This is a genomic window from Prochlorococcus marinus XMU1412 (genome assembly GCF_017696315.1).
Classification (GTDB): domain Bacteria; phylum Cyanobacteriota; class Cyanobacteriia; order PCC-6307; family Cyanobiaceae; genus Prochlorococcus_A; species Prochlorococcus_A marinus_AF.
Window position 1 is genome coordinate 498,296 of the sequence record NZ_JAAORJ010000002.1, and the last position, 23,765, is coordinate 522,060.

Here is a 23,765-nt window from a genome sequence, read left to right on the forward strand (position 1 = left end):
AAGTTTATACTTACTTATTTTTTTTTGAATTGTTCAAAAACCAGTTTATTTGATGGACAATTCCTCTTAAAACATTTATTTCGTGCATTGATGTATTTGCCCTCAAAATAAAATTCTTAAATTTACTGATTTTTGCCTTGGAGGTATGTTTTAAAAGATATCCAACTCGCAAAAGCATTTCTTCTATCTCCACAAATGTATCATGTATTTCTTTCGATGATGCTAAGTTAAAAACTTTTAATTCATTTTTTAAATTCTTCTTAGAAGACTTATTTAATTCATACAAAACTATTGAAACAGCGTGAGAAAGATTTAATGAAGGATTATTCTCAGAAGTTGGAATATTAAAAGTTTTATTTGCTAAAAGCAATTCACTGTTAGTTAAACCTCTATCTTCTCTTCCGAATATAATTGCTAAATTATTAATCTTCTTAAAAGATAAAGTCCAATCAAATATATCTTCAGAAGATACAAAAAATGAATCTTTATTTACATCAATCCTTCCACAAGATGCTAGAACCAAATCACAATCAAAAATTGCTTTTTGAAGATCATCAAAAACCATACAATGTTTAAGAAATTTTTGACCTTTAAGAGCCATTTTTTTTGCTTCTAAAGAAAATATGTCGCATTTAGGAGAAACAATTCTTAATTCATCAACTTCAAAATTACTGCATAATCTAGCAACGCTTCCTACATTTAAAGGGCCATTTGGTTCAACTAAAATTACCTTTAAATTAGAAAAATTTTTTCTCAAAATCATTCAAGGCTATGAAGATATTTTAATAAATTGGACATATTTACAGGATCAATTTCAAAACTTGGCATAGGAGGAGTCAATCCTCCAGTAACTTGTTTTATTATCTCTTTATCATTAAGACGTTGAGTTATTGAGTGTAAGTCTGGCCCCACTAATCCTCTTGCTGTAATTCCATGACATCCAACACAATTTATCTTAAAAAGAGCATCTCCTTCCTCGGCAGAGCCATTAAGTTCAAGAGTCTCAATAATATATTTGTTATTTTCATGATGATTTATGAGAAATATTGAAAAACAAATAAATAAAACTCCAAATACAACAAAAACAATTTTTAAGAATTCTCTCTTAAAGTCTCTTTCTGCTGCAGTTGATGAAGATGTTGACACAAAAAATAGTCTCTATGTAACAATTGTGAGTAAGAAATTCAAAAAAGGCAAAAAATGATCGAGCCTCTTCTATGTGGAATTGTTTTAGGTTTAGTTCCAATAACTCTTCTTGGATTATTCGTTAGTGCATGGAATCAATACAGAAGAGGCTCAGGGATGCTGGACATTGATTAAAAATGTTAATCTTGACTGTCCATAATTCCTTACATCTATAGTTTCCCACAAAGTACTTTTTTTAATAAATAGATTTGGAGAATGTTCACAAATAACTGTTGAATTTTTTTTTAAAAGATTACATTTAAATATTTGATTTAAAACTAATTCATGGAAATCCACATCGTATGGAGGATCTAGATAAACAAAATCAAATTTTAATTTGTTAAAGTCCATATTCCTAGATGATAAGTTTCTCTCATAATTAGGTTTTGTCCATTTCAAAACGTCTTTACATATAACTTCTATATCATTTCTCCTATTCTCTACATTCTCCAACGAGAGTAAATTTTCTATGCAAATTTTTGAGTTGATTTTGTTTTTTTCAATTGCAATTATTTTGCTTGCCCCATGATTATAGGCTTCACAAGAAATGGCCCCTGTTCCACTAAATAAATCTAACCAGTTACTATTTTCAACCCTTCTGTTCAATATATTGAATATGGCCTCTCTCACTCTCAAAGTTGTAGGTCTGGTATAAGAATTATTTGGACTTTGGAGTTTTTTACCACCTATTAATCTTAAGTTAGTCTTCATTCCTAAACATCTCTTATTGAATATTACTCAACCATCTTCTCAAAAGTTTTTCGCCGGTTTTTCCAGATTTTTCTGGATGAAATTGACAGGCCAATAAATTATCATTCTCAATCATTGCAGTTAATTTTTCAGAGCCATAATCAACCTGAGCTGCAATAATATTTAAGTCATCTGGGATTGCATGATAGGAATGTACAAAATAGACCCAATTATTTAATTCTTCTAACTCTAATAATGTATTTGGTTTAGTAGGTAAAAGTTGGCACCAACCCATGTGTGGGATTCTTTGGTTAACAATTGTGGGTATTTTTTGTATTTTTCCTTTTAAAATCCCTAGCCCTTGAACTTTTCCTTCATCACTAGATTCAAAAAGGAGTTGGAGACCTAAACATATCCCAAAAAAGGACTTCCCACTTTTAATCCAATTTTTCAAATCAGTAATCAAATCAGTGTTTATGAGATTATTCATTGCTGGATCAAATGATCCAACCCCAGGAAGTATTATCGCCTTACAAAGCTTCGAATCATTAAAGTTTTTAATCAATATAATTTCTTCTCCAAGACTTTCTAGAGATTTTGTTACAGAATGAATATTACCCATTCCATAGTCTATTAGTCCAATTTTATGCAAAGCTTTTAAATTTATAAATGCTTAGTTAAAGTGCTAGAAAGAGTTGCTTTTGGCACAGCACCAACAACTGTATCAACCTTTTGACCACCCTTAAAAATCATTAATGTAGGAATACTTCTAATTCCGTATTGACTGGCTACATTTGGATTCTCATCCGTGTTTAATTTAAAAACTTTAATTTTCCCTTCAAAGTCCTTTGAAATTTCTTCTACAACTGGAGCGACCATCCTACATGGACCGCACCATGGTGCCCAAAAATCAACCAATACTGGTAGATCACTTTGCAGTACATCCTTGTCAAATGAAGAATCAGTTACGGCTGGAGCTGATGACATAATTTAAGTATTCCCTTTTTGAAAATTTAGCAGGCAAATCTTTTAAGTGATGATTTCATTACAGATAAAATAATATAAGTAACAAAATATCTAAAAAAGCCCGATTAATCGGGCGATTTAGTGTGTGAGGAGTATGGGGTTTCCCCCATCATTTCATAATAACTCCTAATTAGAAAATTTTTCAATTTAATACTTAATTCACTAAGGTTTTATAATTTTGTTCTAGATGAACTACTTACCCATCCCAAGCTGCTGAGCTTTTTGATAAACCTTACCCTCTGTGAGAAGCGATGGTGCGATAACTATTTCAACTTCTTGCATTTCTTTAATATTTTTTGCACCAAGAGTACTCATTGAGGTTCTAATGGCTCCTAATAAATTATGTGTCCCATCATCAAGTAAGGCAGGGCCTTTAATTATTCTTTCTAAGGAGCCTGTAGAACCAACTTCAATTCTTGTGCCCCTTGGCAATACTGGACTTGGAGTAGCCATACCCCAATGAAATCCTTTACCTGGAGCGTCTGAGGATTTAGCTATTGGGGATCCAATCATTACAGAATCTGCTCCACATGCTAAACATTTGCAGATATCTCCGCCCGTTACAATTCCTCCATCACCAATAATAGGAATATAACGACCACTTTCTTTAAAGTAATCATTTCTTGCCGCACTACAATCAGCAATTGCAGTTGCTTGAGGGATTCCAATTCCCAATACTCCTCTTGATGTACATGCCGCTCCGGGTCCTATCCCAACCATTAGTCCTGCAACTCCAGCATTCATAAGAAGTTTTGCAACTTTGTAAGTAACACAATTTCCAGCTACAACTGGGACATTCATAGATTGGCAGAGATTTTTAATATTTAAGGTTTCCTTACCTTCCATACCTAGATGTTCAGTTGAAACAACTGTTCCTTGAAGAAAAAATAAATCTATTTTGGAATTATTAAGTGTTTCTTTAAACTTAATAGCAGCTTGAGGTGTCCCACTAAAAGCAGCGATACCTCCTCTTTCTTTGACCTCATTTATTCTTTGTAAAATCAATTCCTCCTTGACGGGTTCACTATATATTTTCTGCATTAACGGAACGAACTCATTCTTCCCGACAGATGCTATTTGGTTCAATATTTCATCAGGATTTTCATATCTTGTTTGTATACCCTCCATATTAATTACCCCTATGGAACCTAATTTTGTGAGTTCTACAGCCGTATTGACATCGACAACACTGTCCATGGCACTAGCTACGATCGGAACTTCTCTTTTAAAATCACCTATTGACCAAGAAGGATCAGTCAAATCGTAATCAAGTGTTCTATTACCCGGGACTAAAGCTATTTCATCAATGCCATAAGCCCTTCTGACTTTTTTATTTAAACCAAGTTCAATATTCACGGAATTTTTCTCTTTATTTTGAATAAATTAACAACTAAAGGGGTAATAAGCCAAGGTTTATTCAAAAACAACAGGTTTTATTTTGATTTGTGTGTAAATGTGAGTATTTGGGAATTAAATAAATATTTTTTTTTATTCATTATGACAATGAGCGATTATTATTAAAAAAAGGATTTTTATATGTCTGATATTTTAGATTCTGATAACTCAGGATTAAGCGAAGATAACGACCGAATTATTCAGACTGACCTAAGAAACGAGATGTCTCGCTCATACCTTGAGTATGCAATGAGCGTTATAGTCGGTCGTGCTCTTCCGGATGCGAGAGATGGATTAAAACCTGTTCATAGAAGAATTCTTTATGCAATGTATGAACTTGGTTTAACTAGCGGTAGACCATACAGAAAATGTGCAAGAGTTGTTGGAGAAGTACTAGGTAAGTATCACCCTCATGGCGATACTGCTGTTTATGATGCTTTGGTTAGGATGGCTCAGGATTTCTCTATGAGAATGCCTCTCATAGATGGCCATGGAAACTTTGGTTCTGTTGATAATGACCCTCCAGCCGCAATGAGATATACAGAATCTCGTTTACAGTCTCTTACAGATGAAAGTCTATTAGAGGATATTGAATCTGAAACTGTAGATTTCGCCGATAATTTTGACGGTTCTCAGCAAGAACCAACAGTTTTACCTGCTAGGATTCCTCAACTACTGCTAAATGGATCATCTGGAATAGCTGTAGGAATGGCAACTAATATTCCACCTCATAACTTAGGAGAATTAATTAATGGTCTTAAATCAATCATCAATAACCCTTCGATTGAAGATAGAGAACTTTTTGAAATAATTAAGGGTCCAGATTTTCCCACAGGTGGTCAAATCCTAGGCAGAGATGGTATCAGAGAAACTTTCAAGACAGGGAGGGGTTCAATAACCATGAGAGGTGTAGCAAATATTGAGCAAATTAAATCCAGTGGTAGAGCAGAAAAAGATGCAGTAATAATTACAGAGCTCCCATTTCAAACTAATAAAGCGGCATTGATAGAAAGAATTGCTGACTTAGTTAATGAAAAAAAACTAGAAGGTATTTCTGATATTAGAGATGAAAGTGATCGAGACGGAATGAGGATTGTTATTGAACTAAAAAGGGATGCCTACCCACAAGTAGTTTTAAATAATTTATTTAAGTTAACACCTCTACAAAATAACTTTAGTGCAAATATCCTTGCTTTAGTAAAAGGAGAGCCCACAACACTTTCACTCAGGAAAATGTTAGATGTATTTCTAGACTTCAGAGTGGAGACAATAAGGCGAAGAACGGGATTTTTATTAAAAAAGGCTGAAGAGAGGGATCACATTGTAAAAGGTCTTTTATTAGCGTTGGGCTCTATGGATGAAATTATCAATCTAATAAGATCAGCAAAAGATACAGCTTCAGCTAGAGAAAAATTACAAAATGATCATGAGTTATCTGCCACACAGGCAGACGCAATCTTACAAATGCAGTTAAGAAGATTAACAGCCTTAGAAGCAGATAAAATCAAAGGTGAACATAATGAATTAACCCGAAAAATCAACCAATATCAGCAAATATTGAATAGTAAAGAGAGAATTTTTGAAATTATTCTTGAAGAACTTAATAAAATCGATGAAAGATTTTCCTCTCCAAGAAAAACAGAAATACTTGATTTAGGAGGTGGTCTAGATGATATTGATCTTATCGCTAATGACAGATCTGTAGTTTTATTAACTGAAGCAGGTTATTTAAAAAGAATGCCTGTTAATGAATTCGAATCTACAAGTCGTGGGTCAAGAGGTAAGGCTGGAACAAAGACACAAGGAGATGATGAAGTAAAATTATTTATAAGCTGTAATGATCATGATACTCTTTTGCTTTTCAGTGATAGAGGCGTATCTTATGCTCTTCCAGCATATAGAGTTCCTATGAGTAGCAGAACAGCTAAAGGTACTCCATCAGTTCAACTTCTCCCAATACCAAGAGAAGAAAAGATAACTTCATTGGTTGCAGTAGATTCTTTTGATAACAACTGTTATCTATTAATGCTAACCAAGGCTGGATTTATAAAAAGAACTTCACTCTCTGCCTTCTCAAAAATTCGATCAAATGGATTAATAGCAATAAATCTTGAGGATGGAGACGCTTTAACTTGGGTTAGATTATCAAGAGAAGGTGATAGTGTTTTGATTGGATCAAGAACAGGAATGGCTATTCATTTCAGATTAGATATTAAGGAATTAAGGCCACTTGGCAGGACTGCGAGGGGGGTTAAATCTATGAATCTGAGAAAAGGAGACAATCTTGTATCTATGGATGTTTTGACATCTGATTTAGTTGATCAATTAGCTAAAAATGAAGATCTTACTAACGAATTTGATGACAATCTTGAAGTTAACTCTTCAGAAGGTCCTTGGGTACTAATTGCCAGTTCATTTGGACTAGGTAAAAGAGTGCCTGTAACTCAGTTCAGATTGCAAAAAAGAGCAGGCATGGGTTTGAAAGCCATAAAATTCAGAATTAAAGATGATGTATTAGTTTGTTTGAAGGTCCTCGGAGAAGGGGAAGAATTACTTTTTGTGACCGAAAAAGGGGTGATAGTAAGAACAAACGCAGATAAAATTTCCCAACAATCTAGAGCCGCTACTGGAGTAAAATTACAAAGGTTGGACGAGGGTGATCACTTATCAGAAGTTGTCTTAGTTCCTCATGCACAAACAGAAGAACTAGACCAATTTAATGCAGGCACAGAAAATTAAAAGAAAATGGTTTATTAGATCATATGGAAATACTTGATATTTTAATTCTTGGTTCCGGGCCCGCCGCACTTTGCTTGGCCTCTGAATTAGCCAAGCAAGATCTAAATATAAAAGGGATATCAACTAAATCTCCAAATGAAAAATGGGAGAATACATATGGTATTTGGGCTTCTGAATTAGAGGAATTAGGATTAGAGTCCTTGTTATCTCATCGATGGTGTAAAACAGTTAGTTTTTTTGGAAATGGGGAAAATAAAAAGGGAGATAATCCAACAAAACATAATTATGATTATGGTTTGATAAACCAAGAAGCCTTTCAAAACGAACTTTTAAAAAAGTGTAAAGGAATTGAATGGTTGAATGAAACAGCTAAAGATATTAAAGAGAAAAATAAAATATCTGAGGTAATTTGTTTTTCAGGACTAAGGATAAAGGCAAGGTTAGTCATTGACGCAAGTGGTCATAAAAGTAATTTTGTAAAAAGGCCAGTCCAAAATGAGATCGCTCAACAAGCTGCATATGGAATCGTCGGGAAATTTTCATCGCCACCAGTCAGTAAGGAACAGTTTGTTTTAATGGATTTTCGTCCAAATCATTTAAACAATGAAGAAAAATTATCATCTCCATCATTTCTCTATGCAATGGATCTTGGAAATGAAACTTTTTTTGTTGAAGAAACATCATTAGCTTGTTATCCTGCATTATCCCAAGAGAATCTTAAAAAAAGACTTTTTAAAAGACTGAATAATAAAGGTATAGAGGTAAGTGAAATTTTTCATGAAGAGAATTGCCTTTTCCCAATGAATTTACCCCTCCCATTTAAAAAACAATTTGTACTTGGTTTTGGAGGTTCTGCTAGCATGGTGCATCCTGCATCAGGATACATGATCGGATCTTTATTAAGAAGAGCTCCACTACTTGCAGAAAAATTAGCACTCTTTTTAGAAGAACCTCATCTAAGTTCTCTTGAACTAGCAACAAAAGGTTGGGGGATCCTATGGCCTTACGAGTTAACACAAAGGCATAAACTTTACCAATATGGTCTTAGAAGATTGATGAGTTTTGACGAAAGTAGATTAAGATGTTTTTTCTCGAATTTCTTTAGATTATCAACGAATGAATGGGTAGGTTTTCTTACTAATACACTTCCACTCCCAAAACTAATTTACGTTATGAGTAAGATGTTTATAAATTCACCTCTAAAAGTAAAACTAGGAATGCTTAAGTTAAATTGAATCACTCTACTCTTTTATGCATAAAATTAAACAAGTTTCATACCACCTTTAAGCCAATTTATGGGAATGACAAAAACATCTATGACGATCAGTTAAGTATTAATGAAACTGTTAATACTTTGAAGGCTTACAAATATTTTTCTTCTACATTAAAAATTTGCAGAATTTTTTTTAGCTAAAGTCGTGACATTTCGAGGCTAACAAGCTCTTAGTATTTTTTTATTTTCGCCAATCATTAATATTAATATCCGGAAAAACTTTATCTTCTTCCTCAATATCTTCAAGAAATTTTAAATTGATATTGGAATGATTTTTAATCATTTCAACTATTTTCCAAAACCTGAACAAATGTCTTTCTATCCTCTCTTTTGCAAGTTCAGTTGTAGTTCCAGCTCTTAGTATGAAACTCCAATCAGAGGATTCAGAGAGAAGTAATTCTCTTGCTGCTTGCTTGAAAAGTCGTAAAGAAAGGTCATTATTAAATTTTTTAGAACATAAATCAACAAAAGTTGAGCCTGCTTTCGTAATTTCAGGAACAATCCAAGCATTTGCATCATTAATCCAATAGTTATGGTAACCTCCTTGTCCCCAACTTGATGGTGATGGATCGCAAATCTGAAGATTTGGCTTTTGAATTAAGAATTCTTTTAAATTTGTAAGCTTAATTGAATATTTACTAGAATTTTTTAAAATATTTTCAATAAAAAAAGGTCCCTCATACCACCAATGACCAAATAACTCTGCATCAAATGGAGCTACCAATAAGGGCTTGAAGGAAGAGGATAATGTTAATTTTTCTAATTGTTTGGATCTCGCGAGAAGATAAGAATCAGCATGTTCTGCAACCTTCTTTTTGGCTTCATTTTCTAAGTAAAACGCCTTTTCCCCTAATGGTACCTTATCATTTGTAATCTTATGAAACTTCAAACCCAAAGGTCTTTTTGTTGAGATACCTTTCTTTTGGAGTTTGGAGATAGGTAATTCCCATCCCAAATCTTTATGAAATTCCCTATAAACCTTATCTCCCGGGAACCCGTCCTTTGCTGACCAAACAGGTAAAGTTGATTCACTATCTCTTCCAAAAAAGGCTACTCCTTTTTTCGAGCATATTGGAGCGTACACGCCATACCTAGGCCTTGGCGTAGCGTTTAGAATACCATGACCATCTAAGATTGCATATCTAATTCCAGAATTAAATAGCATTTCATCTAAATTCTCATAATATGCACATTCAGGTAACCAAATACCTAAAGGCTTAGTTCCAAAAATATTTTCATGGTTCCTAATGGCTGTATTGATTTGTCCTTTAACAGTTTCTGGATTCTCCCTTAAAATTGGCAAATATCCGTGTGTAGCAGCACAAGTAAGAATATCCAAATTTCCAGAGTTATTTAAAACTCTAAACTTCTCAATTAAATCTCCAGAACATTGTTGCCAATACAAGTATTTGTCATTAAGGTTATTCATTAAAAATGCAGAGGCATTTTTTTCTTCTTTTGGCAGTTCGTTTAAGAAATTATTTCTTGTTTCAATCCAGCTTGGGAATGTTTCTTTAATTTTTTTATCATTTAGAAGTGATAATAATGTTGGAGACAAACTAATAGTAAGTTTGGTATTTAAAGGATTTTCATTTTTGGAAGATTCTATTGATTGAAGTAGTGGTATATAACATTCCAAAATCGCTTGAAATAACCAATCCTCTTCTAAAGAGTTTTTTTCATTTTTTCTGACATAAGGTAGATGCGCATGTAAAACTATCGCTAACTGTCCTAAAAAATTATTTTTAGGGTATTGCCCATTCATACTTTTTAAATTTATGCCTATAGTTCTATAAAAATTCGAAATTATTTTTTATAAAAGAAGGCTTTAACCATAAAAGAATACTTTAAAAATTTAAGTATTTTATTTTTTTTTCATAATTTTAACCAATATTATCTAAGTTATAATCTTTCAACAAATTTTTATTGAAGTAAATCTAGTCAAATTTTTTTAATTAGCTTAATATAAGTTTAGTTTACTCCCTCTAATGTCAAAAGATCCTGGAAGAATTTTGATATTTGATACAACTCTTCGAGATGGAGAGCAATCTCCTGGTGCCAGTTTAAATCTCGAAGAAAAACTTGCTATCGCCCATCAATTAGCAAGATTAGGAGTAGATGTTATTGAAGCTGGATTCCCTTTCGCAAGTCCAGGAGATTTTAAAGCTGTTAATAAAATTGCTAATGCTGTAGGGAAAGAAAATGGCCCTATAATATGCGGTTTAGCTAGAGCGTCTAAAGGCGATATAAAAGCATGTTACGAAGCAGTAAGTCCAGCTCCCAAAAAAAGAATACATACTTTTATTGCGACAAGTGATATTCATCTTAAACATAAACTTAAAAAATCCAGAAAAGATGTTCTTCAAATAGTTCCAGAAATGGTTAACTATGCAAAATCATTAGTTGATGATATTGAGTTTTCTTGTGAAGATGCCTCAAGGAGTGATCCTGATTTTTTATACGAAGTTATTCAACTAGCAATTTCTGCAGGAGCGACAACAATAAATATCCCTGATACTGTTGGATTTACAACTCCTAGTGAATTTGGCAAGCTAATTGTCGACATAAATAAAAATGTTCCAAATATTGATGAGGCAGTAATCTCGGTTCATGGTCATAATGATTTGGGTTTAGCAGTAGCCAATTTTCTTGAGGCAGTAAAAAATGGAGCAAGACAACTAGAATGTACTATTAATGGAATTGGTGAAAGAGCCGGGAATGCCTCTCTAGAAGAATTAGTAATGGCACTTCATGTTAGGAAAAGTTTTTTTAATAGTTTTTTCAAAAGAAATCCAGATTCCCCAACTCCTCTTACGGCTATAAGAACAGAAGAAATAACAAAAACCTCTAGACTTGTTTCTAACCTAACTGGAATGACTGTACAACCTAATAAAGCAATTGTTGGAGCTAATGCTTTTGCACATGAGTCAGGCATTCATCAGGATGGGGTTTTAAAAAATAGACTAACTTACGAAATTATCGACGCAAAAACTGTTGGTTTGAGTGAAAACAAAATTTCTTTAGGGAAACTTAGTGGAAGAAGTGCGGTAAGAGCAAGATTAGAAGAGATGGGATATGACTTGAGTCGAGAAGATTTAAATGATGCTTTTGCTCGTTTTAAGGATTTAGCTGACAGGAAAAGAGAAATTACTGATAGAGATTTAGAAGCAATTGTTAGTGAACAAGTTCAGCTCCCCGAAGCTAAATTTCAATTAAGTCTTGTACAAGTAAGTTGTGGTAACGCCTCTAAACCTACTGCCACCATTTCGCTTCTAAACACGGAAGATAATAGTGAAGACACTGCTGTATCAATAGGGACTGGACCTGTTGATGCTGTATGCGAGGCTTTAAATAAATTAGCTAAAGTTCCTAATGAATTAATTGAATTTTCTGTTAAGTCGGTAACAGAAGGAATTGATGCTTTGGGCGAAGTAACAATAAGAATAAGAAGGGATAATAAAATATATTCTGGTCATTCTGCTGATACAGACGTTGTAGTTGCTGCAGCGAATGCTTACGTTAATGCTTTAAATAGACTTGTATTTTCTGAGAAAAAAAATTCAATTCATCCACAATTTGATAATTTAGAGAATTCTGATAATAAGTTCCTATCTAATCCTGCTAATTAAATTATTTTCTTAGGATTATTAAGTAGCACCAAAAAGTAGTCTCACAATACTGTAGATTAAATTAATAGTTAAAGCAGTAAATAATGAGAGAAAGGGTACTTGGATATTGGGCACTTTCGTGGGTTGGCTTAATAGGCAACATAGTTGCACTTCCAATAATCGCATTAATAATAAGTTATGGGCCTCCACTAAAAGTTGCGAATATAACTCTTGCCATAAGTCTTGGATGGCCTGCTGCAATTGTTGGCATAGTTTCCTCAGCAGCTCTGTTAGCAGAGAGAAAATGGGGAGTAACTTTAACTCTAGTATCTCTATCAATGGTAATTTCTGGTATGGGTCCTTATTCAGTTGTAAGGCTCATAACTCTTCAAGACATTTATGGAGTTGGTGGGTTTACTCTTTTAACAACATTATTAAGTACGTTAGCTCTTCTTTATTGGTGTAATCCGAAACATCGAAGAAGTATTAGGTTATAAAATTGAAAACTAAGAAAAAGTATTATTCTTGCTAGTTGGATACTGAATTCTTCTGTGTCTAATTCTTTTCCACACATTCAAGAATGCCCTTTTTATTAGAAAAATTTCTCCTTTCGATAAATTACTATCATCTAATTGCCCATCTTTTTTACGCGAGTAGATAATATTAGAAATTGTTTTCAAAGCTTCTTCATCAGATGCATTAATATTCATAGCTCTTAATGCTGCTTCACATCCATCGGCAAGCATTAAAATAGCTGTTTCTTTAGACTGAGGGATAGGGCCTTTGTATCTAAAATAATATTCATTAATGTCGAGATTTTTTTCTTTAGCTTTTTGAAAAAAATATCCCATTTTAAGGGTACCTTGATGTTCAGGAATAAAATTAGCTATCAGTTTAGGTAGTCTATTTTTTCTAGCAAATTTCAATCCTTCATCAACGTGAGCTTGTAATACTTCTGCACTTTTAATCGGATCATCCAATTCGTCATGGGGATTTTTTGAACCATCTTGATTTTCAATAAACCAATTAGGTGCATGTAATTTGCCAACATCATGATATAAAGCTCCAGTTTTAATTAGATCAATATCACCACCAATCATTCTTGTTGCTTCCTCTGCCAAGCCACATATAAGTAAGGTATGTTCAAAAGTACCTGGAGCTTCTAGAGACAATCTTCTAATTAGAGGTTTCTCCTTATCAGCCAATTCGAGCAATCTTGCTTTAGTTAATAATCCGAATATCGATTCAAAAATAGGAATAAATAAAATTGTAAAAAGCATAGCTATTGCCAAAAGCAAGGAGTCAGAAAATATATCCCCATTAGCTAATACAAAATCTTGCTTATTAATAATAGATATTTTATCTTTGCCTATTAATATCCACTGACTCAAGAAGGATCCTATTGGGACAAAAATTGATAGTTGAAGTAACTGAGCTCTACTTCTAATTCTTCCCCCAAGAAGAGATACTATTGAAGCACAAAATAATAAAATAAAAAATAAGTTGTTATTGATAACAATTTCTGGGTCAGGCCAAATAAGACTCGCTATTGATACCCAAGCTAAAGCTGTTATGCTTCCCATTCCTTGAGATATTATTAATGCCGGTGGAATTATCATAGATAATGGACTTATGGTTGAAGCTAAGACTAATTTCGTAACTTGCACCCCCAAAAGAAGAGTAATGATCAAGAAGATCTGTCTTGAAGAAATTGTGGGATTCTCTTTTTTTGAAACTAATATCAAAACTCCGGAACTAATAAGTATTTCAGTAAAGGACAAAAACCAAGAAAAAATATCTGCGATATTTAAAGGCGATATAAGAAGTAATTTATAAGAAGAAATTATTGAAATTAAAATGCATACTAAAAAAATTATAAGATTATCTATTCTTGAAATTTTAATTGGTTGTTTTGCTGGGACTTGACTTCGCCTCCACAGATAAAACAATTTTTTTAGAGTAGTTATGATGTTTTGCACAGAATATAGATAAATCTATTTGAATAATTTAAAATTATAGGCATGCTAGGTGTAAAAAGGAGATGTTTTTCTAAATGTCATTAAAATTAGACGGTAAAAAATTATCTCTTGAAATTGAAGAAAGATTAACTGACTATATATCTAGTAATAAAAAAATTACTAAAAGAGCTCCCGGTTTAGCTGTAATAAGAATAGGTGAAGACCCTGCGAGTGGTGTTTACGTTAATAACAAGGAAAAAGCATGTTCAAGGATTGGAATAAAGAGCTTTATCTTTCATCTAAAAGATAGTGTAGAGCAAAAAGAAGTTGAACAATTAATAATCAAACTTAATTCTGATAAAGATATTGATGGAATGTTACTACAACTTCCCATCCCAAAGAAGTTTGACGAGCAAAAACTGATCAGCCATATTAATCCAAGCAAAGATGTAGATGGACTAAATGAGATTAACATTGGCAAACTAGTAAAAAATGAGCCTGCGATGAGATCATGCACACCAGCTGGAATTATTAATTTATTAAGATCCCAAAATATTACAATTGAAGGTAAGAAAATCGTTGTTATTGGAAGAAGTTTGCTTGTTGGGAAACCGCTTTCGCTTATGTTGTTGAATCTAAATGGAACGGTAACAATTACTCACTCTAAAACATTAAATTTGAATAAAGTCTGTAGAGAAGCCGACATTCTAATTGCGGCTGCAGGAAAACCCAATCTTGTAGATTCGAGTTTTGTGAAAGAAGGAGCAGTAATTATTGATGTTGGCATACATAGATTAAAAAGTTCCGATAAAAAACAAACCAGATTATGTGGCGATGTATTATTAGAAGATGTCATTTCTAAAGTATTTGCTTACACGCCTGTACCAGGCGGTGTTGGACCAATGACAGTAACAATGTTACTTGTAAATACTATTTTTAGCTGGCAAAAGCAATTTGGTTTATCATCAACTCTTAATGACCTTTTGCCATAAACTGCAAGATGAAATTTTTTTTACTAAAGGAATAATATGACTGAAGTTATAAATAGTATTTCTGATTTTGAAAAATATCTTAAAAACACAAAAAAGGTTGTAGAAGAAGCCCTTGATTTTTCCTTGGGCCCTGAGAATCCAGAAATATTAAGAGAGTCAATGAGATATTCCCTCTTAGCTGGAGGGAAAAGAATACGTCCAATTTTATGTTTAGCATCTTGCTCACTGGCTGGAGGAGAACCCTCTCTTGCAGTTCCTACTGCGGTAGCAATAGAAATGATCCATACAATGTCCTTGATTCATGATGATCTGCCTGCCATGGATAATGATGACTTGAGGAGAGGTAGGCCGACAAACCATAAAGTATATGGCGATGCATTAGCTATTCTTGCGGGCGATGCTTTATTAACAAGGGCCTTTGAGATGGTCTCTCTAAGAAGCCCTGGAGTCAATCCAAATAGATTATTAAATGTAGTTGGTGAATTATCCCTAGTTGCGGGTGCACCAGGCCTAGTCGGGGGACAAGTTGTTGATTTGGAATGCGAAGGCAAAGAAGTCGACCTTGAAACTCTCGAATATATTCATCTTCACAAGACTGGGGCTTTATTAAAGGCCTGTGTAAGAACTGGCGCGATGATCGCAGGAGCTAACGAAAAACTATTACAAGCTCTGACAACATATGCAGAGGGAATTGGTTTAGCCTTCCAAATAATAGATGATATTCTTGATTTAACTTCCAGCAGTGAAAAGCTTGGTAAAACTGCTGGCAAAGATCTTTTAGCTGACAAAACTACTTACCCTAAATTACTTGGAATGGAGGAGTCAAAGAAAAGAGCATTTGATTTAGTAGAAAATGCAAAAAAAGCAATAGAACCTTGGGGTGCAGATGCAAAGTATTTAATATCGTTAGCCGACTTTATTACAAATAGAGACAGATAATTATTTTTAATTTATGCCTGAGTTTTTTTCCTTTTTTAATAATTCAGTTCTTTTCTGGAGCCTATTATCCTGTTTGCTAGCTCAAATTTGTAAAATTGTATTCAATTTCTTTTCAACTGGAGAGATGAGATTAGGAATTATGTTCGAGACGGGTGGTATGCCTTCAAGTCATTCGGCCTTAATAACTGGTGCTACATCTGGTATAGGTTATGAATTGGGATTTGATAGCTCAATATTTGCATTATCAGTTGCTGTATCACTAATAGTTATGTATGACGCTAGCGGCGTTCGAAAATCAGCTGGAATTCAAGCTGCAGAAATTAATAAACTATCAAAAAAACTAGAACCTCAATCTGAATTACTGTTAAAAGAAACCTTGGGTCATACGAAAATTGAGGTCATGGTTGGGAGTTTTTTAGGGCCATTAATCACTTTGCCTGGAATGTTTTTTTTAGGTTCTCCTCTCAAAATATTTGATTTGATAATAAATTAAGAATTTTTTGAAAAACTAATTTGGGTGGCTTCTATAAAGTTTTTTGCGACTTCTGGAGAACTTGGCAAATGTAAGTGAATCCAACTTGCATGTAATTTTTCATCAAAAAAGCCTTCATTTTTATATTCGGTTTTCCAAGATTTAATTTTCCATGGGGAAGAAAGATTCTTCTGATGCTCAGCTTTTCCAGAATTAAGTTCAGATAAATTATTTTCAATTTCCCAATAATGAAATTCATGTCCTCTAATTAATTGATTTTGTTTAATGACTGGAGTATCTTTTAAACCCTCAATGTATCTATAACCTACTGAAAGTTTACTTTTTTTTGATCTAAAAGGCAGGATACCACTCATTTTATGATTATTACCAGTTTCATCTTTGATGAAGTCTCCTAAAATCATCATCCCTCCACACTCAGCATATATAAATCCATTTTTGCGGAATTTCCTTAACGAATTTAAGCTTTTTGTAGAGTTACTTATATGATCAGCATATTTTTCAGGGAACCCCCCAGGAATAATTAAAGAAGAAGCCTCATTAGGTATTTCTTCATCATCATAAATACTCCATGAAATCAATGGTATTCCTATTGCACTCAAAAACTCCTTAGTTTCAGGGTATTGAAAATGAAAGATTTTATCTTCTGCAATTGCGATAGGTTTACTTTTATCAATTTTAAAATCTTTAAAATTGAAAGAATTAAATATTTTCTTTTGAGGAGATTTCAGAAATTTAATAAGAGAAAATATATCAAGATTTCTTTCGGCGAAATTAGCAAAATATTCAACATCAATTTCTTTTCCATTATCCATTGGAGATATCAAACCTAAATTAGCTTTGTTTAAAGTTATTTTTGAATCAGATGGTAAAAAACCAAGAATTTCGATATCTTCATTTTTAAAAACTTCTTTGATTAATTTTTTATGTCTATCTGAATTAACGTTGTTAAATATAATTCCTGCTATTGACAACTCACTATCGAAATCTCTAAAACCTCGAATAGTCGCCAAAAGAGAAGCTACTTGACCTTTAGCATTAACAATAAAAATTATTGGAGCATTGAGAAGTTTAGAGATATTTGCTGTGCTGGAATAGGTTGTTGACCCTAGTCCATCAAACAGACCCATTGCTCCTTCAATTAACGAGAATTCATATTTCAAAGAATGTTTAAAAAAACTTTCTTGTACCCATTCCTCACCACTTAAAAAAATATCTAAATTCCTGCAAATAGGTTGTCCAATTGAGCTAAGTTGTTGTTGATCAAGATAATCTGGGCCAACCTTGAAAGTTTGTATCTTTATACCTTTTGAGAACGCCCAACAAGATAGCAAAAGAGATAATGTGGTTTTCCCGCTATCACTTGAAGGAGAAGATATTACACAAGGCATCTATTAGTTATTCAAACCATTAAATATTTGAAGAGCTATTTTAATAGAATTTTCAAAAAGAGGACTGGTATTACCTCTACTACTTCCCAATAATTTACTAACATCGTACTCTGATGTAGAAAAAGAATTTGGAACAACTTGTTCTATTAATTCCATATTAGCCATTCCCCCTGCTTCAAGTCTCATACATTCCACTGATTCACAGCCAAGTATTACACATGTATTATTTTTTTGAACCTCACTAATTTTTGAAATCAGCCTCAATCCAATAACTTGTCCTAAATGAATACTTGGATTTCCCAAAGATAAGGGATTAATTGATGTAGAAATTATTTCGCCATTAATTCTTTCAAACTCTATTTTTGTTGATTCTGTATTTCTTTCAACTCTTAGAAAAGACCAACCAAGTTTATCGCTAATCCATGAAATCAAAAACAACGCTTGAATCATATGATCTCCCGCGATATCAATGTCAATATCAGTAATATGATCCAAAATTGGTCTCCTTGAAGGCGGATCAAAAATCATTGCCAATGATTCCCTCCAGTTTTTCAATCTAACCCAATTCAAATCATTAATAGCTTTATTTGAATTATTTAATTGATGTAAAACTTTTAAACATCTTTGAGGCGATCCAAGAGCAGTATCAATTATTAACCTTAGACCATGATCTGTAAAATATTCGAAGATTTCAGGCGACTCATCCAAGCTTCCATTCCACCACAACCATGAAGGTAATTCAGCAATAGATAATTCATCAATTATTTTTAATCCATTATTAGATATTGATTCCGAGCCCCCCCTAATAACAACTAAATCCCCACAAATAGGTTGCATAGCTGGGGCATCACTTAATGGACAGTAAGCGGATACAAAAGTTTTGATATCTGAATTTTTATTTAATGTTGGCGCTAGAGTTATTAATCTTCTTGGATTTAATGTACTTATCGTTGATTCAAAAAATTGTCCTCTAAAATCTTCAAAGTCTTTATTAGATAAATTTTCCTTCAACAAACTCAATAATTCTTCACTACTAAGTGAAGTAGTGATAGGAAGTCCTTGATCTAATATAAATTTTTTAGCAACTTCAATTATCTCTCGACTTAAATTTCCAGTAATTGGTCCATTTACTAATCCTTTTTGGACCAAGCATTGTTCTAGCCAAGCAGGCTGCCAGACCATTAATGTGAAAGTATTAGCTCCACTATTATCTTTATCTTCTGAAATCCATAATTTATTAAGGTAATTAGAAATTTCCTGATAAGGCAACTCTAAAGGTGTTTGTAGTGTAAGTTGAGGTTTCATTTTTAGGGTCTACGCCAGAAAATATTATCTTTTGAAATTAATTGATCTGACTCAGGAGGTCCCCATGTCATAGATTCATAATTATAAATAGGTAACTTCCAAGGAGAATTATCCATCAATTCTATTAATGGCGTATAAAGTTTCCAGGCTGCCTCTACCTCATCACTTCGAGTAAATAATGTTGGGTCAGAAAGCATTGCATCAGCTAATAATCTTACATAGCCTTCATCTGAGGGTTCTCCAAATGATTCATCATAAGAAAATTCCATCTCAACAGGTCTTGATTTCATTCCAGAACCAGGAGATTTTACCTCAAATTTGAAAGTAGCACCTTCATTTGGCTGAATTCTAAGGACAAGTTGATTTGGGGCAGGATTTATTATTGTTGATTCAAATAAATGAACAGGAACGTCTTTAAAAGTCAAGACTATTTCTCCAAGTCTTTTAGGTAGTCTTTTACCTGTTCTCAAATAAAAAGGAACCCCTTGCCAACGCCAGTTATCCACGAAAACTTTTGTCGCAATATAAGTTTCTGTTGTGCTGTTACTATTAACACCATCTTCCTGCCTATATCCTTTGAGTCGATTTGAAATATTCCCTCCCTCTCCATATTGACCTCTTATGCAACAATTCCACGGTTCATTATCGTCAGCAAGTTTTGAAGCTTGAAGAACCTTAGCTTTTTCATTTCTTATTGCTTCTGGTTCAAATTTCCCAGGAGGTTCCATTGCAGTAACTGCAAGCATTTGAGTCATATGATTTTGAAGCATATCCCGTAAAGCACCAGAGCTTTCGTAATAACCTGCTCTATCTTCAACACCAACTGTTTCAGATGAAGTAATTTGAATACTTGATATATAATTCCTATTCCAAATTGGTTCAAAAATAGTGTTAGCAAACCTCAAAACAAGAATATTCTGAACTGTCTCTTTACCTAAATAATGATCAATCCTATAAATCTGACTTTCTTCAGCGCAACTTTGAACGATCTTATTCAATTTTTTTGCACTTGAATAATCTCTTCCAAAAGGTTTTTCAATTACTAAACGACTTTTCTTAGGGTCATCTAAAAGGCCAGCCCCTTTAAGGGCTTTACATCCACTTGCATAGAAATTCGGAGATACTGATAAATAAAATGTTCTATTCCCATGAGTAGCTTGTGTTTTATCAATTTCATTTAATCTTCTAGAAAGCCTTACGACATGATCACTTTGTTGTAGGTCAACTGGTTCATAGAAAAGATAATTAGAAAATTGTTCCCACTCCCTTTCTTTACCAGATATTTGATTTGATAACTTTACTTTCATCTTTTCTCTAAACTCATTATCAGTCCAAGGTCTTCTCGCACAACCAACTATTCCAAATTCACTAGGAATTCTTCTTTGCAAATAGAGTTCAAATAAGGCTGGTATTAATTTTCTATGAGTAAGGTCTCCACTAGCGCCAAAAATTACTAAACATTGTGGAGATATGACTCTTTCCTGCCGTAAACCTAATCTTAGAGGATTACTTAAAGTTGAAGGCATATTTTTAGTATTCTTTATTTAAAATCCTCTTTTTTTCTAATATTAGCTACATATTGTGTCTAAACCAAAAAGTATTTAGTATGTGAAACTTAAATCTAAATATCAAAGATTTAGTAAGTTTCTACGTGCCATCTTCCTGCTTTTTTTAGTTGAGGTCTTAATTCTGACCAGTTCAATCCTTTTTCTTCAGCTGCCTTAGTCATTGCTTCATCTATTCCAGGCTCCATACCCTTTAATCCACAAAGATATATATGTGTCTTTTCATCTTCAATCATATTGAAAAGTTCGTTGGCTGACTCTAAAACTCTGTCTTGAATGTACATTCTTCCACCTTTTGTATTTTGCTGCTCACGACTAATAGCTTTTGTATATTTAAAATTATCTGGATTCTCAGCAATGTATCTTTGAAGATCTTCTTCGTATAACAAATTAGCTGATTTTGGAGCACCCATAAATAACCAAGCTTTACCCTTGAAATTCCATTTATTTTTTTCTTTTTCGGTTGGTTCGAACATTCTTCTTAAATAAGCCCTCATTGGTGCTATTCCAGTTCCAGTGGCTAACATAACAATGTTTGCGTCCTCTTCATCAGGGAGAAGCATTTCTTTACCAACAGGACCTGTTATTTTAACTTTATCTCCAGGCTTAATATCACATAAGTAAGTAGAGCAGACACCATTAATGGTTTCACCATCTTTTTCATACTGAAGCTGTCTTACACAAAGAGAAACTGTATTTCCATTAAAATTATCACCATGTCTAGTGCTAGCTATTGAGTATAGTCTTAATTTATGAGGTTTTCCATTAGCATCTTCACCAGCAGGCATGATACCAATACTTTGCCCTTCTACATAATTTAAAAATGGATCACTATCTTTAAGGTCGAAAGTTATATGATTAACTCTACCAATTGCACCTTCTTTGAGAAGACTGTAGTTTTCAATAACTGTTCCCTCATATGGTGATTTAGGACGGTAAATATTGACTGGAACATCTGCATGTTTTTTCTTAACTATTTTTGGAGCTTCTGTTTTTGGCGCTTCTGTTTTTGAAACAGCGACTTTTTTAGTTTCCACAGCTTTTGCCTCAGGTTTTTTTGTTTTTGCTTCTTCAACAAATTTTAAGGCTCTTTTATTAAAAGTTGTGAGTATAAAATAAAAAACAGCTATAACTACTGGTATATGAGCTAATCCGCCTGCGATTACTTTTGCTTGTGAATACATTTTTTAGATTTCTTTTATAAAAGATTATCAATTTGTAGTTTAATTTGTAGTGATTTTACAAAAATGGTTACGTTTTGAGATCGGGATAAATAAAAGAAATTATTTTAATTTTTCAGTATTTGTTGTTTTTATCAGTATAGTTACACAGAAATAATTTTTTATTTAATTAAAAAATTCATTTATGAATAATCCTCAAGAATCAGAAGATCATTCTAAGAACAATGATTACAGGACAATTGAGCAGACTATGGAGAAGTTTTCCGGTGGGACGAGAAGACTGGCAGCTCAACTTACAACTTCTGCAAGCTTTGATTCTTTGTGGAGTGTTTTAACAGATTATGATCGCCTAAATCTCTACATACCAAATCTTTTATCGAGCAAAAAAATATTTCAGAAGGGAAATAATGTTCACCTTAAACAAGTTGGGGCTCAGGATTTCCTTGGCATGAAGTTTTCAGCTGAAGTAACTATAGATTTATTTGAAGATAAGGAGCTTGGCCTCTTAAAATTTAATTTAATAAAAGGAGATTTTAGAAAGTTTCAGGGTAGTTGGAAAATTCAAAATATTAAAAATACTTCAACAAACTCATTAATTTATGATCTTACTGTTCAAGGTTGTCAGTGGATGCCAATAGGGATGATAGAGAAGAGACTGAAAAAAGATCTTTCAGAAAATTTAATTGCCGTAGATAGGCAAGCAAAATCATCAAAAAGATCGTTATAAATTTAAAGTAATAGCCCCAAGGGGATTCGAACCCCTGTCGCCTCCGTGAAAGGGAGGTGTCCTAGGCCTCTAGACGATGGGGCCAGGAAATTAGCTTAACAGCTTATTAAAAACTAAGAGTAAGGCTAGCCTTTCGTCAAGTATTGTTGCTCTTTGTTTTGTCCTTGCCACACAGGAACTGTGAAATGGAAGCAGGAACCTTCCCCTACTTCAGATACGACCCATATTCTTCCTCCATGGACTTGTACTATTCTCCTACATACTGATAACCCTATACCAAATCCTGAAGTTCCTTCAGAAGTCTGGGGAAGTCTAACCCTATCTAGAAAAATTCTTTTTTGTTCGGTCAAAGGAATACCTGCGCCTTTGTCACAAATTGTTATTTCTACCCATTGATTTGTCTTATGGATCATAGTGATTTTTATAGATCCAGAATCTTTAGAAAATTTAATAGCATTTTCAATTAAATTTAAAAATACTTGCCTCATTCTTCTTTGATCTGCGAATACACTTGGCAGATCAGATGGAATATCAGTATCAATTTCAATATTTCTTAATCTCCAGAATTTTTCTAATTCGAGTATTACTTCAGCACTAATACTACCTAAATCAATTTTCTGAGGATTAAATAATGCTTCCCATTTAGTAGTTCCAACCTCTAAAAGATCCTGAGATAAGAGTTCAATCTCTTCAAGACGTCTTTTAATAACCTCCTGCAATTTTGAAATATCTATTTGTCCAAGTTTTTGACTTTGAACAGCTAAAGTAGCAGCAGTTAAGGGTGTTCTTAGTTCATGAGCGACCATTCTTAATAATCTTTCCTGAGATTCTATTCTTTTTGTTAATGTCTCATTTTCTTGTCGTAAAACAAGAAGTTCGTCTTCCAATAGAAATTCTTTTTGAGTTCTTGTTGAATCAATTTTGGATGGCTGCAAATTAATCCCAAGATTTTTTGTTAAGCCTTCTTGTGACCACCTTGGCAACCATTTTTGCAACTGAGAGAAAATATTACTTCCAGCAAATATTTGCTTTGGAGCTGGGGAAACCTTTATAAGAGCAGGAATAGCGACTAATCTATGTAATTCAAGTAATTCTGGTTGCTCTGTGGGTTCTGAGATCTGAAGAGATGTCTCAAATTCACAATCATCTGATTCCAAATAAGCTATTAGGGACTTAATATCATTACTAGAAAGTTGATTTCTAGCTGCCACAAGTATTAATTTTAGCTCTTTTTTATCATTCAAATGAATTCCTCTGAAGTGTTGAAAAGCTGTTAATCCTTATAAACACCTTAAGATATT

22 protein-coding genes and 1 tRNA gene are annotated in these 23,765 nt (G+C 33.3%); 9 read left to right on the top strand and 14 right to left on the bottom strand.

Annotated features, from left to right (window positions below; genetic code table 11):
• Positions 1-10: 10 nt before the first annotated feature.
• Both HA152_RS05750 and HA152_RS10130 read right to left on the bottom strand, forming a co-directional pair.
• Entirely contained in the window at positions 11-763 is a 753-nt protein-coding gene (locus HA152_RS05750) for an RNA methyltransferase (protein ID WP_209134472.1), read from the bottom strand.
• Positions 760-1,146 carry a cytochrome c gene (locus tag HA152_RS10130; protein ID WP_308789024.1) on the bottom strand — a complete coding sequence of 129 codons (387 nt, stop codon included), beginning with the start codon at positions 1,144-1,146 and terminating at the stop codon, positions 760-762. The genes HA152_RS05750 and HA152_RS10130 overlap by 4 nt, the downstream gene beginning before the upstream one ends.
• Positions 1,147-1,200: 54 nt before the next feature.
• Between HA152_RS10130 and petG the strand changes: the two genes are divergently transcribed.
• Positions 1,201-1,320, top strand: a complete 120-nt coding sequence (gene petG, locus HA152_RS05760; RefSeq protein WP_011376619.1) for a cytochrome b6-f complex subunit V — start codon at positions 1,201-1,203, stop codon at positions 1,318-1,320.
• Here petG and rsmD read toward each other — a convergent pair.
• The 4 genes from rsmD to HA152_RS05780 form a co-directional block, all read right to left on the bottom strand.
• Positions 1,297-1,896 carry a 16S rRNA (guanine(966)-N(2))-methyltransferase RsmD gene (rsmD, locus tag HA152_RS05765; protein ID WP_209134481.1) on the bottom strand — a complete coding sequence of 200 codons (600 nt, stop codon included), beginning with the start codon at positions 1,894-1,896 and terminating at the stop codon, positions 1,297-1,299. The genes petG and rsmD overlap by 24 nt on opposite strands.
• Before the next feature lie 13 nt (positions 1,897-1,909).
• Positions 1,910-2,527, bottom strand: coding sequence for an imidazole glycerol phosphate synthase subunit HisH (gene hisH / locus HA152_RS05770; protein WP_209134484.1), 618 nt, complete (start codon positions 2,525-2,527; stop codon positions 1,910-1,912).
• Between the two features lie 11 nt (positions 2,528-2,538).
• Entirely contained in the window at positions 2,539-2,862 is a 324-nt protein-coding gene (gene trxA, locus HA152_RS05775) for a thioredoxin (protein ID WP_011376622.1), read from the bottom strand.
• 231 nt (positions 2,863-3,093) lie between these two features.
• On the bottom strand, positions 3,094-4,257 hold the full coding sequence (locus tag HA152_RS05780; RefSeq protein WP_209134486.1) for a GuaB3 family IMP dehydrogenase-related protein: 1,164 nt from the start codon (positions 4,255-4,257) through the stop codon (positions 3,094-3,096).
• 180 nt (positions 4,258-4,437) lie between these two features.
• Here HA152_RS05780 and gyrA point away from each other — a divergent pair, with 180 nt between their 5' ends.
• On the top strand, positions 4,438-7,035 hold the full coding sequence (gyrA, locus tag HA152_RS05785; RefSeq protein ID WP_209134488.1) for a DNA gyrase subunit A: 2,598 nt from the start codon (positions 4,438-4,440) through the stop codon (positions 7,033-7,035).
• A gap of 23 nt (positions 7,036-7,058) precedes the next feature.
• Positions 7,059-8,270: a lycopene beta cyclase gene (gene crtL, locus HA152_RS05790; RefSeq protein WP_209134491.1), complete on the top strand. Its 1,212-nt coding sequence runs from the start codon at positions 7,059-7,061 to the stop codon at positions 8,268-8,270.
• A gap of 219 nt (positions 8,271-8,489) precedes the next feature.
• Here crtL and HA152_RS05795 read toward each other — a convergent pair whose 3' ends face one another.
• Positions 8,490-10,073, bottom strand: a complete 1,584-nt coding sequence (locus tag HA152_RS05795; RefSeq protein ID WP_209134493.1) for a glycoside hydrolase family 57 protein — start codon at positions 10,071-10,073, stop codon at positions 8,490-8,492.
• A gap of 223 nt (positions 10,074-10,296) precedes the next feature.
• Here HA152_RS05795 and HA152_RS05800 point away from each other — a divergent pair, with 223 nt between their 5' ends.
• Both HA152_RS05800 and HA152_RS05805 read left to right on the top strand, forming a co-directional pair.
• Entirely contained in the window at positions 10,297-11,937 is a 1,641-nt protein-coding gene (locus HA152_RS05800; protein WP_209134496.1) for a 2-isopropylmalate synthase, read from the top strand.
• An 83-nt stretch (positions 11,938-12,020) separates the two neighbouring features.
• Positions 12,021-12,413 (top strand): hypothetical protein, encoded by a 393-nt coding sequence (locus HA152_RS05805; protein WP_209134498.1) that lies wholly within the window; start codon positions 12,021-12,023, stop codon positions 12,411-12,413.
• Positions 12,414-12,422: 9 nt separating this feature from the next.
• Here the strand turns inward: HA152_RS05805 and HA152_RS05810 are convergent, their stop codons facing one another.
• The gene (locus HA152_RS05810) at positions 12,423-13,895 is read right to left on the bottom strand and encodes an HDIG domain-containing metalloprotein (RefSeq protein WP_209134500.1); all 1,473 of its coding nucleotides are present in this window, start codon (positions 13,893-13,895) and stop codon (positions 12,423-12,425) included.
• Between the two features lie 74 nt (positions 13,896-13,969).
• Here HA152_RS05810 and folD point away from each other — a divergent pair, with 74 nt between their 5' ends.
• From folD to HA152_RS05825, 3 genes are read left to right on the top strand one after another with little or no spacing between them, the layout of a single operon-like run.
• Positions 13,970-14,866 (top strand): bifunctional methylenetetrahydrofolate dehydrogenase/methenyltetrahydrofolate cyclohydrolase FolD, encoded by an 897-nt coding sequence (gene folD, locus HA152_RS05815; protein WP_209134503.1) that lies wholly within the window; start codon positions 13,970-13,972, stop codon positions 14,864-14,866.
• A 36-nt stretch (positions 14,867-14,902) separates the two neighbouring features.
• Entirely contained in the window at positions 14,903-15,805 is a 903-nt protein-coding gene (gene crtE / locus HA152_RS05820) for a geranylgeranyl diphosphate synthase CrtE (RefSeq protein WP_209134505.1), read from the top strand.
• Positions 15,806-15,818: 13 nt separating this feature from the next.
• Positions 15,819-16,298: a divergent PAP2 family protein gene (locus HA152_RS05825; protein WP_209134507.1), complete on the top strand. Its 480-nt coding sequence runs from the start codon at positions 15,819-15,821 to the stop codon at positions 16,296-16,298.
• On the opposite strand, the gene HA152_RS05830 is transcribed toward HA152_RS05825, so the two are convergent.
• The 4 genes from HA152_RS05830 to HA152_RS05845 form a co-directional block, all read right to left on the bottom strand.
• Positions 16,295-17,686: a cobyrinate a,c-diamide synthase gene (locus HA152_RS05830; protein ID WP_209134509.1), complete on the bottom strand. Its 1,392-nt coding sequence runs from the start codon at positions 17,684-17,686 to the stop codon at positions 16,295-16,297. The genes HA152_RS05825 and HA152_RS05830 overlap by 4 nt on opposite strands.
• Positions 17,687-17,689: 3 nt before the next feature.
• A complete protein-coding gene (locus tag HA152_RS05835; protein ID WP_209134511.1) occupies positions 17,690-18,991 on the bottom strand; it encodes a glucose-6-phosphate dehydrogenase assembly protein OpcA in 1,302 nt (433 codons plus the stop codon).
• A gap of 2 nt (positions 18,992-18,993) precedes the next feature.
• Complete coding sequence (zwf, locus tag HA152_RS05840; RefSeq protein WP_209134513.1) at positions 18,994-20,517, bottom strand: glucose-6-phosphate dehydrogenase; 1,524 nt, start codon at positions 20,515-20,517, stop codon at positions 18,994-18,996.
• A gap of 110 nt (positions 20,518-20,627) precedes the next feature.
• On the bottom strand, positions 20,628-21,740 hold the full coding sequence (locus tag HA152_RS05845; RefSeq protein ID WP_209134515.1) for an FAD-binding oxidoreductase: 1,113 nt from the start codon (positions 21,738-21,740) through the stop codon (positions 20,628-20,630).
• A gap of 181 nt (positions 21,741-21,921) precedes the next feature.
• Here HA152_RS05845 and HA152_RS05850 point away from each other — a divergent pair, with 181 nt between their 5' ends.
• Positions 21,922-22,464 (top strand): SRPBCC family protein, encoded by a 543-nt coding sequence (locus HA152_RS05850; protein ID WP_209134522.1) that lies wholly within the window; start codon positions 21,922-21,924, stop codon positions 22,462-22,464.
• An 11-nt stretch (positions 22,465-22,475) separates the two neighbouring features.
• Here the strand turns inward: HA152_RS05850 and HA152_RS05855 are convergent.
• Both HA152_RS05855 and HA152_RS05860 read right to left on the bottom strand, forming a co-directional pair.
• Positions 22,476-22,548, bottom strand: a tRNA-Glu gene (locus HA152_RS05855).
• 41 nt (positions 22,549-22,589) lie between these two features.
• Complete coding sequence (locus HA152_RS05860) at positions 22,590-23,708, bottom strand: histidine kinase (protein WP_209134524.1); 1,119 nt, start codon at positions 23,706-23,708, stop codon at positions 22,590-22,592.
• Positions 23,709-23,765: the final 57 nt, after the last annotated feature.